General features: G+C 63.4%; 15 protein-coding genes. 5 read left to right on the plus strand and 10 right to left on the minus strand.

Annotated elements, in window-relative coordinates; all coding sequences use genetic code 11:
- A complete protein-coding gene (gene exbD, locus DevBK_RS01230; protein WP_317184184.1) occupies positions 1–456 on the plus strand; it encodes a TonB system transport protein ExbD in 456 nt (151 codons plus the stop codon).
- Positions 453–1607: a TonB family protein gene (locus tag DevBK_RS01235; RefSeq protein ID WP_317184185.1), complete on the plus strand. Its 1155-nt coding sequence runs from the start codon at positions 453–455 to the stop codon at positions 1605–1607. The genes exbD and DevBK_RS01235 overlap by 4 nt, the downstream gene beginning before the upstream one ends.
- Here the strand turns inward: DevBK_RS01235 and DevBK_RS01240 are convergent.
- Genes DevBK_RS01240 through DevBK_RS01255 form a run of 4 tightly spaced genes read right to left on the minus strand, consistent with a single transcriptional unit; the run spans position 1576 to position 5353 of the window.
- Positions 1576–2316, minus strand: a complete 741-nt coding sequence (locus DevBK_RS01240) for an ABC transporter ATP-binding protein (protein WP_317184186.1) — start codon at positions 2314–2316, stop codon at positions 1576–1578. The two genes, DevBK_RS01235 and DevBK_RS01240, sit on opposite strands and share 32 nt — an antisense overlap.
- On the minus strand, positions 2295–3059 hold the full coding sequence (locus DevBK_RS01245) for an ABC transporter permease (protein ID WP_317184187.1): 765 nt from the start codon (positions 3057–3059) through the stop codon (positions 2295–2297). The genes DevBK_RS01240 and DevBK_RS01245 overlap by 22 nt, the downstream gene beginning before the upstream one ends.
- A 5-nt stretch (positions 3060–3064) precedes the next feature.
- Entirely contained in the window at positions 3065–4045 is a 981-nt protein-coding gene (locus DevBK_RS01250) for an ABC transporter substrate-binding protein (RefSeq protein ID WP_317184188.1), read from the minus strand.
- A gap of 6 nt (positions 4046–4051) precedes the next feature.
- On the minus strand, positions 4052–5353 hold the full coding sequence (locus tag DevBK_RS01255; RefSeq protein WP_317184189.1) for a sorbosone dehydrogenase family protein: 1302 nt from the start codon (positions 5351–5353) through the stop codon (positions 4052–4054).
- A 213-nt stretch (positions 5354–5566) separates the two neighbouring features.
- Here DevBK_RS01255 and DevBK_RS01260 point away from each other — a divergent pair, with 213 nt between their 5' ends.
- Complete coding sequence (locus DevBK_RS01260) at positions 5567–5887, plus strand: hypothetical protein (protein ID WP_317184190.1); 321 nt, start codon at positions 5567–5569, stop codon at positions 5885–5887.
- Between the two features lie 121 nt (positions 5888–6008).
- Complete coding sequence (locus DevBK_RS01265) at positions 6009–6260, plus strand: GlsB/YeaQ/YmgE family stress response membrane protein (RefSeq protein WP_061910176.1); 252 nt, start codon at positions 6009–6011, stop codon at positions 6258–6260.
- Between the two features lie 241 nt (positions 6261–6501).
- Here DevBK_RS01265 and DevBK_RS01270 read toward each other — a convergent pair whose 3' ends face one another.
- The 6 genes from DevBK_RS01270 to DevBK_RS01295 all read right to left on the minus strand — a co-directional run bounded on the left by DevBK_RS01270 (position 6502) and on the right by DevBK_RS01295 (position 12329).
- The gene (locus tag DevBK_RS01270) at positions 6502–7284 is read right to left on the minus strand and encodes a DUF1684 domain-containing protein (RefSeq protein ID WP_317184191.1); all 783 of its coding nucleotides are present in this window, start codon (positions 7282–7284) and stop codon (positions 6502–6504) included.
- Entirely contained in the window at positions 7281–8042 is a 762-nt protein-coding gene (locus tag DevBK_RS01275) for an ABC transporter ATP-binding protein (protein WP_317184192.1), read from the minus strand. Before DevBK_RS01275 ends, DevBK_RS01270 begins: the two co-directional genes overlap by 4 nt.
- The gene (locus DevBK_RS01280; RefSeq protein ID WP_317184193.1) at positions 8039–8848 is read right to left on the minus strand and encodes an ABC transporter ATP-binding protein; all 810 of its coding nucleotides are present in this window, start codon (positions 8846–8848) and stop codon (positions 8039–8041) included. The genes DevBK_RS01275 and DevBK_RS01280 overlap by 4 nt, the downstream gene beginning before the upstream one ends.
- Positions 8845–9690: an ABC transporter permease gene (locus DevBK_RS01285; RefSeq protein WP_317184194.1), complete on the minus strand. Its 846-nt coding sequence runs from the start codon at positions 9688–9690 to the stop codon at positions 8845–8847. The genes DevBK_RS01280 and DevBK_RS01285 overlap by 4 nt, the downstream gene beginning before the upstream one ends.
- A complete protein-coding gene (locus tag DevBK_RS01290; RefSeq protein ID WP_317184195.1) occupies positions 9687–10760 on the minus strand; it encodes an ABC transporter permease in 1074 nt (357 codons plus the stop codon). The genes DevBK_RS01285 and DevBK_RS01290 overlap by 4 nt, the downstream gene beginning before the upstream one ends.
- 84 nt (positions 10761–10844) lie before the next feature.
- Positions 10845–12329: an ABC transporter substrate-binding protein gene (locus DevBK_RS01295; protein WP_317184196.1), complete on the minus strand. Its 1485-nt coding sequence runs from the start codon at positions 12327–12329 to the stop codon at positions 10845–10847.
- 225 nt (positions 12330–12554) lie between these two features.
- Between DevBK_RS01295 and DevBK_RS01300 the strand changes: the two genes are divergently transcribed.
- Positions 12555–13007 carry a hypothetical protein gene (locus tag DevBK_RS01300; protein WP_317184197.1) on the plus strand — a complete coding sequence of 151 codons (453 nt, stop codon included), beginning with the start codon at positions 12555–12557 and terminating at the stop codon, positions 13005–13007.
- Position 13008 lies beyond the last annotated feature (1 nt).

A 13008-nucleotide genomic window follows, 5' to 3' on the forward strand; every position in this document is an offset into this window, starting at 1 on the left:
ATGGCTGGGCGGATCAAGGATAGCGGCGGCGACGATCTCGAGATCAATCACGAGATCAATGTGACGCCCTTTATCGACGTCATGCTGGTGCTGCTGATCATCTTCATGGTGGCGGCGCCTTTGGCGACGGTCGATGTCAATGTCGACCTGCCGGTGTCGAACGCGACGCCAGCGCCGCGACCCGATGAGCCGCTGTTTGTGACGCTCAAGGGCGATCTCAGCCTTGCCATCGATAACGACGCAGTGGCGCGCGACGCTTTGCAGGCGCAGCTTGACGCGGTGACCAAGGGGGATCGTGAGACGCGGGTGTTTTTGCGGGCCGACCAGGACGTCGCCTATGGCGAACTGATGGCGGTGATGAACCTGTTGCGCGAGGCCGGCTATTTGCGGATCGCGCTCGTTGGGGTCGAAAGCGCCAATGGGGTTGCTTTGCCTGAGGCTCCAGCGGCGCAATGAAACTGACCGGAGACAGTTTTAGTCCCGAAGATTTTTTGCGCACCACGCGGGGCGAACTGGCGCTTTGGGCGACAGCGAGCTTGATCGTGCTGTCGGGGATCGGCTCGGGTGTCTGGGCCTATCAGCGGTTCGTGCCGGCGGAACCGGCTGGAGAACCGGCCGGGGCGATGACGGTGGAATTTGCCGAATTCGTAACCTCGCCGGCAGAAGAAGAGCTTGAGATCGCCGAGGGTGCGCCGACCACGGCTTCGGAGGCGGCGCCGGAGACTGAGGCGGAACCGGATCCTGAGGCAGAACCGGTGGATGAGCCGGAGTCAATAGAAGAGGTGAAGCCACTGGATGAACCCGAGCCGGTGGTTGAAGAGGCGCCGCCGTTTGCCGAGGAAGTGCAGCCGGTTTTAGAAGAGCCCCCGCCAGCGGAAGTCTCAGAGCCCGAGCCGGTTGCGCGTATGGCTGCGGTTGAGCCTGAGTCTATACCTGAACCTGAGCCAGCGCCTGTCGAGACGGCAGAGCCGGTGATCGAGGTACCCGAGGCAGAGGTGCCCGAGCCGGCTGTGGTGATCGAGCGGCAGGCGGAGGTGGTGCCGGAGGTTGACCCGGTTGAGGAACCCCCGGTTGTAGAACCGGTCGAGCCTGAGCCAGAACCAGAACCGTTGGATCCGAATATGCCGATGCCGGTGGCGATGCCGCAGCGGATTGCCGATATTCGCGCTGAAACGCCGGCGACGAAGTTTACGCCGCCGCCACAGCGGAAAACGGCGCCGCCACCGTCAGCGGCGAGCGTTGCGGCGGCGCCGAAGCCGGCGGCCGAGAAGGCTGAGCAGGTCGCGGCGCCGCAGCAGGCAGTTTCGGCGGAGCCGAGTGCGTCGCAGATCCAGAGCTGGCAGAACAGCGTGTTGCGGCATCTTGCTCGTCGGAAGCGAAACCCCAATGAGGGGCGGCGCGGGCAGGGAGGCGTGGTAATGCTTAGGTTCAACATTGACGCGAGTGGCCAAGTGCAATCGGTCAGTATTGCTCAATCGAGCGGTTTCCCCGCGCTGGATAAGGCCGCAACAGACCTTGCATGGGCCAGTTCGCCGTTACCACCGCCTCCGGCGGGACAGGAAAAATTCCCGATCGTCATTCCGCTGGAATACGACGGTAATCGGTAGCGGCTTCGATCATCTCGACATAGCTAGCGATGGTCTGGCGCTCGCGCATAGCGATTGGCGCGGGCAAGGCGAGGTCCGCCACCACCTTTGCGGGCTGACCCGCAAGGATCAGTACGCGGCCCGCTAATCTGGCGGCGTCTTCGGGCATGTGGGTGACGAGCAGCGTCGTGGGCTTGTCGGCAGTGATGATATCGGCAACCAAGTCCTGCATTTCGCTGACGAGAGCGCGGTCGAGGGAAACGAAGGGTTCGTCCAGCAGCAGAAGGCCGGAGCTCATTGCCAAGGCACGGGCGAGGCTGGCGCGGCGCTGCATGCCACCGGAGAGTTGGCGGGGGTAGAGATTTGCAGCGGTGGTGAGGCCAGTGCGCTCAAGGGCGGACAGGGCGGTGGCGGTATCGACGCCTTGGCCGGCGGTGCGGATGTTGTCGAGGACGGTGAGCCAGGGGAGGAGGCGGGGGTCCTGAAAGACGAAGCCGGGGGACGGGGCGTCGATTGGTGACTGGCCGTCAATTTGGATGGAGCCAGTGAACTGCGTGTCGAGGCCAGCAATCAGCCGGAGCAGGGTGGATTTGCCGATGCCGGAGGGGCCGAGGATGGCGGTGACGCTTCCCGCGGCGATAGTGAGATCGATGCCGGCCAGGACCGGCGCAGCGCCGGCGGCGTAGCGCTTTTCGGCGATGGTCAGGTTCAGGCTGGGTCCGCGCGCCATTTGAGGACCTTGTGTTCGAGGGGGCGCAGGAGGCCGTATTCGACCGCGAGGACGACGGCGATGAAGGCGGCGGTGTAGGCCAGGATGCCGGTGATGTCGAAGAACTGGAAAAAGAGGCTGACGCGGTAGCCGACGCCGCCATCGCTGCCCAGGACTTCGAAGACGAGGACGATTTTCCAGATCAGCGAGAGGCCCGTGCGCGCGGCGGCGAGCACGAAGGGCATGAGCTGGGGGATGAAGACGAGGCGGAGGCGCCGGGCGAGGGGCCAGCGCATGGCGCGGGCGAGTTCGTCATATTCGGGCGCAAAGCTGCGGACGCCTTCGCGGATGGTAGCGGCGACGAGGGGGAGCTTGTTGACGACGACGGCGGCAATCAGCGCGGTCTCGGTGAGGCCGAGCCAGATGTAAAACAGGATCGCGACGACGATGGCGGGCAGGTTGAGCCCGACGATGAGCCAGCCGGAAAAGAGCCGGTCGAGACTGCGGACGCGGCCGAGGACGAGGCCAAGCGCGGTGCCGAGCACCATGGCGAGGAAGAAGCCGAGGCCGGCGCGGATAAGGGTTTGCCCGAGATCAGGCAGCAGGCGTTCGGCGGTGGCGAGATGAATGAGTTCGGCGCCGACCGCGAGGGGCGTCGGGAAAAGGCGCTGGGCCATGAGCATGGCCAGCACTTGCCAGAAGAGCAGCAGGAGCGGGATGGAGGCCAGCTCAAGGAAACGATGATGGCGTTGCGCGGATGGCACCAAAACTACTTGCTGTAGCCGGGCCAGAAGGTGCCCTCGGCAAGGGTCGTGTCATCGCCGACCACATCACTGCCGCCGAATTCGGCGAGGAGTGCGAAAGTCTTTTCGGCGGCGGAGGTGTCCGCGGGATCGTAGGCGGTGACGATGCCGGCGCGGTAGCCGGATTTGAGGGCCTCGAACAGCGCGGGGTCGTCGGCGGCGCCCATCAGGTCTATGAGGTGTTCCCAGGCCGAGTCATCGGTGCGGAGCACGTCCTTGGCGGCGAACGAGGCGTCGAGAAAACGCTTGAGGGCTTCGGGCTTTGCCGCGGCCGTCACGTCGGTGAACGTCCAGCCGAGGAGGTGCGGGGGTGTCGCGATGCCAAGGTCGGCCAGCATGGCTTTTACCGAGAGCAATTCGGTGGCGCCAGATGCGGCGGCGCGGGCGTTCCACTGCCAGAAATTGAGGCCGGCTTCGATCTTGGCGCTGGCGAGAAGTTCGTTGACGAGCGGCGGGGCGCCGAAGCGGGGCTCTGCGGCTTCGGCAAGAGTCTTGCCGGTTTCGTGGGCGAAATAGGCCTGAAGAATGACCCAACTTTTGTCGGCTGGGCCGCCGGCAACGCCGATGACCTTGCCGTCGAGATCGGCGACCGAGGCGATGTCGCTACCAGCGGGAATCATCATGCCGCCGACGGCGAGCGAATGGGGCACCATGGCGACCATATTGCCGGAATTGCGCTGGACCGAGACCCAGACGAAATCGGACAGGATAACGTCGACGGCGCCGGTCTGGAGTGCGATCTGGCCGGCGCGGCTATCGGCGAGCGGGCGCACGACGAGGTCGAGATCATGCGCCTTATCGAGGCCCATAGATTTTATGGTCTCGATCTCCCATTGCACGGTGCCGCTTTCTTGCACGCCGATGGTCAGCGTCTCCGCAGCCCCGGCAGAGCCGAGGCCAACGAGCGTGAGGAAGAGCGCGGTTGCAGCGTGCTTGAGGGCCGTCATGGTCGATCAGGCGCCGGTGACGCGCCAGATGACGTCGCCGACATCGTCGGCCATGAGCAGTGCGCCGTCGGCCGCGACGGTGACGCCGACGGGGCGGCCATAGGAATACTTCTCATCGGCTGAGAGGAAGCCAGTGAGGATGTCGCGCGGCAGGCCGGTGGGCTTGCCGTTTTCGAAGGCGACGAAGGTCAGCTTATAGCCGCTCAGTTTGCTGCGGTTCCAGGAGCCGTGCTGGCCGATGGCCATGCCGGCGGGGAAGCCGGGCAGGGTGTTTTCGGGCACCCAGGTGAGGCCGAGAGAGGCCGTGTGGCCGCCGAGGGCGTAGTCCGGATGATCCTGCGTCGCGGCCGAACGAGAGGGGTTCTGGGTGACGCGATCATCGACCACGCCCCAATAGGAATAGGGCCAGCCATAGAAGCCGCCATCGCGCACCGAGGTCAGATAGTCGGGCGGGGTTTCGTCGCCGAGGCCATCGCGCTCGTTTACGACCGTGAAGAGCGTATTGGTCGTCGGCTCCCAAGCCATGCCGACGGGATTGCGGAGGCCTGCGCCATAGATGCGCGAGGTGCCGGTGGCGATGTCATATTCGTGGATGCAGGCGCGGTTTTCTTCAGCAGCGATGCCGGCATCGCCGATATTGCTGAGCGAGCCGACGGCGACATAGAGTTTTGTGCCGTCCTTGCTGGCGATGAGATTGCGCGTCCAATGGCCACCGGGAACGAGGTCCATCAGCTTCTTGCCGGGAGCCGTGATGCTGGTAACGGCGGGATCATACGGATAGGCGTAAAGCGCATCGCTGGCGCCGACATAGAGCGTCGAGCCGATCAAGGCCATGCCATAGGGCTGGCGGACATTGGCGATATAGGTGTGGCGGATTTCGGCGACGCCATCGCCATCGGCATCGCGGAGGAGAATGATACGGTTCGGGCTATCGCCCGAGGCGCGGGCACGCTGCATGGTGACCGACATGGCGTGGTCGAAAAGCGAGCTTGGCTTGCCAGACTCACCCATGGATTCGGCGACGAGCACGTCGGCATTGGGGAGGACATAGACCTGGCGCGGATGGTCCAGCCCCTTGGCGAAGGCATTGACCTTGAGGCCCGCAGCAGCCTGTGGCTTATGATCGCCTTCCCAGCCCTTGGCGGTCGGCATTTTCAGCGTCGGAATGCTGCCCTGGGCCTTGGGCTCGGGAATGGAGGGTTTGGCGCCAAAAACGGGCGGGCGCGGACCATCGCCGGAATGGCGGACCGCAACGGCAACGGCGCCAACGGCAGCGACGATCTGGGCGAAAATGGAATTGGCGTTCATGGGCGTCTCGACAGACTGGTATGGAACCGGGGCGGCGCCAAACTAGCGGCATTGTCGCCCGCGAGCCAATAGGAAAACCGGCTTTTTTGGAGTTTCCCGGCAGAAACTTAGGGCGGGCTAAACCTGGGACATCGGTATTGTTTGTAGTTCGACCTCAACCGGGAATTTACCGGCGCCGTGTTAGAGTGGACACCTGAGACCCAGGAGGGTTCCATGAAGCCGCCGTTCTACGCCGCAGTGCTGGTGGGGCTGGTATTTCTGTGCGGGTGCAGCTCCAGCGAAGCGCCCCTTGTTGCGGGTGGTCCTACACCCACGCAGGCGATCGACGCCATGTTGGCCAATCCACGAATTCTCGAACGCGACCGTGTCGCCGTGGTCGAAAAGCGCATCCGGCTCGAAGCGACGGATTGCGCCAAGCATCCCAATGGGGTCGTCACGTGCTGGGTGCGGCTCTATTCGATCGGGCGCGGTTGGTCAGCACCGAGCATGGGGCGGTTCACGCCTCAGGATGACGATTGGAGCTTCGAGTTCTGAATTCGGGCGAAGCTCCCGGATTTGTTGGGCTTTTCGACTCTGCGGCCGCAACCGAATCCGTGAGCGGAACGTTGGATAGTGCGGCATTTGAAATGTCGCGCTCAACAGTGGGGTTTATGACATGGGCGACGCAGGCATTGGCTGGATTGCAGCCATCATCATCGGCGGTATTGCAGGTTGGATCGCCTCCAACATCATGAAGACCAATACCGGGATTTTTCTCAACATCGTCCTCGGCATTGTCGGCGCGGCGATTGCGAGCTTCCTTTTCGGTATTCTCGGAGTTTCCTTCGGTGGCTGGCTTGGCTACCTGATCGCGGGCCTTCTGGGCGCCTGTATTCTTATTGCTCTGGTTCGCGCCATACGGCGTTAGAACGGCAAGAGAATTTTATGAGAAGGCTGGCAGCGATGCCGGCCTTTTTTGTTTGGGGGTGTAGACCCCACCTAGCCTCCCCCTTGAAGGGCGAGGGACGTATCGCTTTTGTTGCGTGGCCTGCGAGCCATCGGCCGTCGTCCCGGCCTTGAGCCGAGATCCATCTTGCGATCCGGGGATGGGCCCCGGCTCAAGGCCGGTGTGACAATCGGGGACTTGGATCGGCGCAGTGGGTGACCGCTTAGTCGTGCAGGCGCTTTTCGCCGGCTTCGATGCGGATGGGGAGGACGTTTTCGGCTGGCGGAAGCGGGCAGACGGCGTGCTCGGTGAAGGCGCAGGGCGGGTTTACGGCCTTGTTGAAGTCGAGAACGATGGTCTTGTCCGTAACATCTTCGCCGAAGACGAAGCGGCAGGCGGCGTAGGTCGAGTCCTTCGACGTCTGGTCGCGGATGACGAACTGGGGAGACTCCGGCGTGCCATGGGTGGCGAGGAGTTCGTAGGTGACGCCATCGCGGGTGAAGACGGCTTTGTGGGTGGCTTCGACATCGGTCGGGATTGACTTGGACGTGTCAATGGTGAGGCCCTTGGCGGTTTCGAGCTGCACCCAATCTGCCACGACGCGCCAGGTGGGATCGAGCGGGAAATACTCAAGTGGCTGCAGCTTTTCGGGGGCATCCGACGTGGTGTCGCGGACGCGGAGGGCGTTTTCGCCGTTGAGGGTCGTTACCTCGAGGAGAAGATTGCCGGCGGTGAAGCGCGGCGGATTGTATTTCGAGAGTTCGAGAACCTGAGGGGCGCCGTCTTCGGGCGTGTAAGTCACCTGGCCATCGGCGTCTTGGGTGAGGCTGCCGATATGCGACGGGCCGGAGGAGAGGATGATGTCATTGTCGGCGGCGCTGCCGACGGTGACCGTGCCTTCGGCGAGCCAGACGCGGGCGATGATATTGAGCCAGCCATTCGGAGCTTTAAGGGCGGCGAGGCGCTTTGCCTGCCAATCGGCATATTGGGTGGGGTAATCGGTCATGATGAAATCTCGTTGACGGTGAGGCGCGGCACGCTGGCGAGCAGGCGCTGCGTATAGGGATGCTGCGGGTTTTTGAGGATTTTGGCGGTTTCGCCTTGTTCCACGATCCGGCCTTTTTCGAGGATGACGATGCGGCGGCAGAGGGCGGCGACGACGCCAATATCGTGGGAGACGAAAAGCAGAGTCATCTCCGCGCTGAGACGCGCGAGGAGATCGACGATGCGGGTGCGGGTGGTGAGATCGAGCGCGCTGACGGCTTCATCGGCGAGGAGGAAGCGCGGACGGGCGACGATGGCGCGGGCGATGGCGATGCGCTGGCGCTGGCCGCCGGAGAACTGATGGGGATAGCGGGTGGCGGCGTCGCGGTCGAGACCGACGGCTTCGAGGGCGTCGGCGACCATCTGGCGGTGATCGCCGTCGATTTTCAGGGAGCGCAGCGGCTCGGCGATGATCGAAAAAATGGTCTGGCGCGGATCGAGCGAGGAATAGGGGTCCTGGAAGACGATTTGCGCCTGGCGGCGGAACTGGCGCATGAAAGCGCGGTTGCCGGTGTCGAGGTCTTGGCCGTCGAAGGTGATGCTGCCGCTGTCCGGGCGGGCGAGCCCGAGGAGGAGGCGGAGGAGCGTGGTCTTGCCCGAGCCGCTTTCGCCAACGAGACCGACCGTGTCGCCGGGGGCGATATCGAGGTTGATATCGGAGAGGATTTGTCGAGTAGCGCTATAGCCGAAATTGAGATTTTGGACCTGGATGAGGGTCATGGCGTGCCCTCCAAGGCCCGATCAAAGCTGCGCGCGGCGGCGAGGAGGCTTTTGGTGTAATCGTGCTGGGGATTACCGAAGACGTCGGCGACGGTGCCGGCTTCGACGGCTTCGCCCTGGCGGAGGACGATGACGCGGCTGACGGTGTTGGCGACGACGGGGAGGTCGTGGCTGATGAAGAGGAGCGCCATGTTGCGCTCGCGGACGAGACGGTCGATCAGGGCGAGGATTTCGGCCTGGGTGGTGACGTCGAGCGCAGTGGTCGGCTCGTCGGCAATCAAGAGATCAGGCTTGCAGGCGAGGGCCATGGCAACGGCGACGCGCTGGCGTTGGCCACCGGAGAGTTCGTGCGGGTAGGCACGGGCGATGCGCGGCGGATCGGGCAGGGCGACTTCGGTGAGGAGGGCAAGGACGGCTTGATCGAGGGCGGTGCCAGGGAGCGGCTTGCCATCGCGCTTGGCGCGGCGGGCGAGGGGTTCGGCAACCTGTTTGCCGACGCGCATGAGTGGGTCAAGCGCGGTCAGCGGCTCCTGGAAGACGATGGCGACGGCGGTGCCGCGGAGCGTGTTGAGCTGGCGCTCGGGGGCGCCGATGACTTCTGTGCCCGCTAGAATTGCGGAGCCGCTGGCGCGGAGGCCGGCGGGGAGTAGGCCGGTGGCGGCGAGGGCGGTGAGGGATTTTCCGGAACCGGATTCGCCGATGAGGCCGAGGCGTTCGCCCTTTTCGAGGGAGAGGGAGAGGCCGTGGATCAGCGTCTTGGTGCCGGTCGAGACTGAGAGATTGTTGAGCGTGAGGAGATCGGTCATCGGGCGCGCCTCGTGGGGTCGATGGCGTCGCGGAGGCCGTCGGCGAGCAGGTTGACGCCAATGGCGAGGGAGACGAGCGCGATGCCGGGAGCAATGGCGCCGAGGGGGGCAGTGTAAACCGTGCCTTGTGCCTCTTGCAGGATGCGGCCCCAGGAGGCGTTGGGCGGCGGGGCGCCAAGGCCGAGATAGGAGAGAGACGCCTCGGCGATGACGGCAAGGCCGAATTGCAGGGCGAAATTGACCGCCAGGGTCGGCCAAATATTGGGGAGGATATGGATGGCGACGATTTTCGGCCAGCTGCTACCCGAGGTGCGGGCGGCGGTGATGTAGTCCATTACCAACACGCGCTTGGCGAGAATGCGGGTGAGGCGCGCGACGATGGCCGAGAGAGCGATGCCGAGCGCGATGATGGCGGACCAGAGATTAGCCGTGTCGCTGGCGGCAACGACAAGCATGGCGATAAGCAGGGTCGGGAAGGCAATCAGGATGTCGAGAGTGGCGGCAAGGGCATCGTCGAGCCAGCGGGTAGCGAAAGCAGACAGAATACCGAGGGTAACGCCAATGGCGGCGCCGATGGCGACGGCGCCGAGGCCCACGGTGAGCGCGATACGGCTGCCGATCATCATCTGGGTGAATAGATCGCGGCCGAGCCTGTCCGTGCCGACCCAATGGAGAAGGCTCGGGCCTTCGAGGCGGCCGCCGGCCATGGCAGTCGGGTCATAGGGCAGCCAGACGAGGCTGAGGAGCCCGGCAAAGACGTGGAGGCCGACGAGGATGAGGCCGGCCCAGAGAATGAGCGGGCGGCGCTGGCGTTGCGGCGCGGTGATGATTTCGGTGGTCATTCGCGGGCGCTCCCGGTTGAGCGGAGGCGCGGATCGATCAGGCGCTGGGCGATGTCGGCGGCAAAGCCGATGAGGAGGACAAGGAGGGTCGAAATGAAGAGGACGCCCTGCACATTGGGATAATCGCGCTGCTGGATGGCGAGGAGCAGCATGGAGCCGAGGCCGGGCAGCGAGAAGACGCGCTCGATGACGACGGCGCCGAGGAAGGTGCTGGCGAGTTCGATGCCCAGAATGGAAATCACTGGCACGGCGCCGTTGCGGAGGCCGTGGCGGATTAGCGCCTCTGGGAAACTGGCGCCGAGCGCGCGGGCGGTGCGGAGGTAATCGCTGCCGAGCACGTCAAGCGTCGCGGCACGGACATAGCGCAGGAGCGAGGCGCCCATGACGAGGCCGATGGTGAGCGCCGGGAGGATCATGCCCGTGATCGCTTCGCCAAAATTGGCCCAGCCTTTGAGCGGAAAGCCGCCGGAGGGGAGCCAGCGCAGATTGATGGAAAAGAGCGTGACCAGCAGGATGCCGACCCAGAAGACGGGGATGGCGATGCCGAGCTGGGATACAACGGAAATGGCAGTCCCGTACCATTTTTCGGAGCGTACGGCGGCGAGAATGCCCAGCGGAACGGCAAGGATCAGTGCGATCAAGAAGCCCAGGAACGTCAGCGGCAGGGTGACCGACATGCGGTTGCCGATTTCTTCCAGCACAGAGGCGCGGCTGACAAAGGAGGTGCCGAGATCCAGGCGGGCAATATTGCCAAGGAAGCTGACGAATTGCACGGCGAGCGGCTGATCGGAGCCGACCTGGGCGCGGGCGGCGGCGATCTGCTGCTCGGTGGCGCCGACGCCAAGGAGCGCATTGGCCGGATCGCCGGGGAGGAGGCGCAAGAGCACAAAGAGAACCACCGCTGCGACGAAAAGCGAAGCGAGAAGGATCAGCGTGCGGCGGAGGAGGTAGACGAGAATGGGGGAGATTCCTTGCGCGGTGTCGGGCGCAATATTAGCGGGGGACAGAAAGCAAAGCCACCGGCTGGTGGGCCGGTGGGAAGTGTTTAATGGATTCCCAACTGCCGTCATCACCGGGCTTGTCCCGGTGATCCATCGCTCGGCGCGGTATGGATTGCTGGGACAAGCCCGGCAATGACGGCGGCGCGAGGGAGCCTATTCGCTCTTCTGGATGTCGTAGGCGTAGAACTGGGAGTTCAGGCCGTTGACAGGGTAGCCGGTGACGTTGGCGGCGGACACGACGATCTGGGGATAGAGGTAGAGCCAGTTGCTGGCGGCGTCTTCGGCGATGAGCTTGTTGGCTTCGGTCAGCTTTTCGGTCTGTTCGGCTTCCGTGGCGGCGGATTCAGAGTCAGCGATCAGCTTGACGACCTCAGGGTTGTTATAGCCCCAGTAGAAGTCGGGATTGCCGTAGAAGACGATGTCGCGGTGGTTCACGTGTTCCTGCAGCGTCGCCTGAAAATCGTGGGCCTGGTAGACCTTGGTGTACCATTCATTGGCGGTGATGATGTTGATGTTCACCTTGACGCCGATCTTGGCATATTCGGACTGCAGGAACTGCGCGACGATCGGATGCGGATCGTAGTCCGGGGTGTCGAGGGTGAACTCGAAGCCATCGGGATAGCCGGCTTCGGCGAGGAGGGCCTTGGCGCTGTCGACGTCATAGGCATCGACGCTGGTGAGATCGACATACCAGGGATCGGTCGGCGGCACGAAGGAGCCGATCAGCGTGCCATATTCGCCCCAGATGGAATTGAGCAGGCGGGCCTTATCGGTAGCGCGGGCCAGAGCCTTGCGGACCTTGACGTTGTCGAACGGGGCGACGCGATCGTTGTAGGCGAGGATTTCCTTGGTGGTGGAAGCGCCTTCGGTGACCGTATAGGCCGAATTGCCTTGGAACTGGGCGAGGGAATCCGGGCTCTGGACCGACGTGATGATGTCGACGGCGTTCGTCAGCAGCGCGTTGTTGAGCGCGGTGGCATCTGTGAAATAGGTGTAGATCACTTCGCCATTGGTCGGGGCGTCACCCCAATAGGCGTCGTTGCGCTCGAGGGCGAGGGCCGAACCGCGGCGCCATTCGCCCAGCGTATACGGGCCGGTGCCGTCTTCGGTGGCCGTGATATCTGTGGCGGCGTCGTTGACGATCCAGACATAGGAGAGGTTGTAGGGCAGCGAGATCGAGCGCGCCGAGAGCGTGATCACGACGGTCTGGTCATCGGGGGTTTCGATGCCGGTGATGGTCGAGAGGCTCTTCTTGCGCGAGCTCTTCGAGGCTTCGGCGGTGACGCGCTCGATGGAATATTTCACATCGGCTGCGGTCAGCGGATCGCCGGAGTGGAAGGTGACGCCGGGCTTGAGCTTAAAAGTGTAGGTGAGGCCGTCTTCGCTGGCTTCATAGCTATCGACGAGCTTGGGCTCGACAGCACCGGCATCGGTCAGCTGGAACAGGGCTTCGTAGACATTGCCATTGAAGGCTTCGTTGATGCCCTGGCCGGCGCCGGCGGTATTGTCGAGGTTCTGGGGTTCATAGAGCGAGCCGATGCGAATGGTGGCATCGGCATTGTAATCCTGCGCAAAGGCTGCGGCGGGAAGGGTGACGCCAGCCAGAAGGGCGGCGATGAGAAGGGTTTTGGTGGTCATGAGACGCTCCGAAAAAGGGCTGGCCGGGAGCTTAGGGGCTCGCTCAAAATATCACTATCTGTCCGGTCGACAATCTTGTCCCGGGGCTCACGTCGATGAGGTATTTTGTACTCCCGGTTTCGCACTAATGAAAACGCCATTTCACACCATCGGGATTGGGACTGCGCCTAGGGTTTCCGCCATCGTAAAATCTACATAAGATTGCGCCGTTCAATCGGGGCGGTCATGATCGAGGAAGACGACCAGCGCGGATTTGGCGAACAGCCCATGGCGCGGTTCGATGCCGCGACCGATATGGCCGTGGCCTTTTACCGTTTTGCCCTGCAGACTTACCAATATCGCTGCGCGATCAGTGGCTTGAGTGTCTCCCCTCAAGACGAGAATCTGCATGAAAAGCTTGAGGTGGTGCTGATTCATCCGCGCGAATTCGGCGGCGAGTTGGAGATCGGCAATGTACTGGTGCTCGAATCGCGCTTGGCGCAACTTTTTTCCACCGGTGTGGTGAGCGTCGCTGACAACGGAACGCTAACGGTGGCGCGGCCAGATGAGGTTTCAGCTGAGCGTGAGGACGTTATCAGGCCAGGCGCGGCGCTGTTTTTGCCGGAAGATCCATTGCTGCGACCGAGTAACAAAAACCTGCAGTTTCATCGGTTTACGATTGCGTGCTACGTGGCTTAGC

It is taken from the genome of Devosia sp. BK (assembly GCF_032907385.1).
Taxonomy (GTDB): domain Bacteria; phylum Pseudomonadota; class Alphaproteobacteria; order Rhizobiales; family Devosiaceae; genus Devosia.

Coding starts and splice junctions, on each gene's coding strand:
- DevBK_RS01240 (WP_317184186.1), bottom strand. CDS start 2,316: ATGGCGCGCGGACCCAGCCTGAACCTGACCATCGCCGAAAAGCGCTAC.
- DevBK_RS01260 (WP_317184190.1), top strand. CDS start 5,567: ATGAAGCCGCCGTTCTACGCCGCAGTGCTGGTGGGGCTGGTATTTCTG.
- DevBK_RS01255 (WP_317184189.1), bottom strand. CDS start 5,353: ATGAACGCCAATTCCATTTTCGCCCAGATCGTCGCTGCCGTTGGCGCC.
- DevBK_RS01250 (WP_317184188.1), bottom strand. CDS start 4,045: ATGACGGCCCTCAAGCACGCTGCAACCGCGCTCTTCCTCACGCTCGTT.
- DevBK_RS01265 (WP_061910176.1), top strand. CDS start 6,009: ATGGGCGACGCAGGCATTGGCTGGATTGCAGCCATCATCATCGGCGGT.
- exbD (WP_317184184.1), top strand. CDS start 1: ATGGCTGGGCGGATCAAGGATAGCGGCGGCGACGATCTCGAGATCAAT.
- DevBK_RS01280 (WP_317184193.1), bottom strand. CDS start 8,848: ATGACCGATCTCCTCACGCTCAACAATCTCTCAGTCTCGACCGGCACC.
- DevBK_RS01235 (WP_317184185.1), top strand. CDS start 453: ATGAAACTGACCGGAGACAGTTTTAGTCCCGAAGATTTTTTGCGCACC.
- DevBK_RS01295 (WP_317184196.1), bottom strand. CDS start 12,329: ATGACCACCAAAACCCTTCTCATCGCCGCCCTTCTGGCTGGCGTCACC.
- DevBK_RS01290 (WP_317184195.1), bottom strand. CDS start 10,760: ATGACGGCAGTTGGGAATCCATTAAACACTTCCCACCGGCCCACCAGC.
- DevBK_RS01270 (WP_317184191.1), bottom strand. CDS start 7,284: ATGACCGATTACCCCACCCAATATGCCGATTGGCAGGCAAAGCGCCTC.
- DevBK_RS01285 (WP_317184194.1), bottom strand. CDS start 9,690: ATGACCACCGAAATCATCACCGCGCCGCAACGCCAGCGCCGCCCGCTC.
- DevBK_RS01300 (WP_317184197.1), top strand. CDS start 12,555: ATGATCGAGGAAGACGACCAGCGCGGATTTGGCGAACAGCCCATGGCG.
- DevBK_RS01275 (WP_317184192.1), bottom strand. CDS start 8,042: ATGACCCTCATCCAGGTCCAAAATCTCAATTTCGGCTATAGCGCTACT.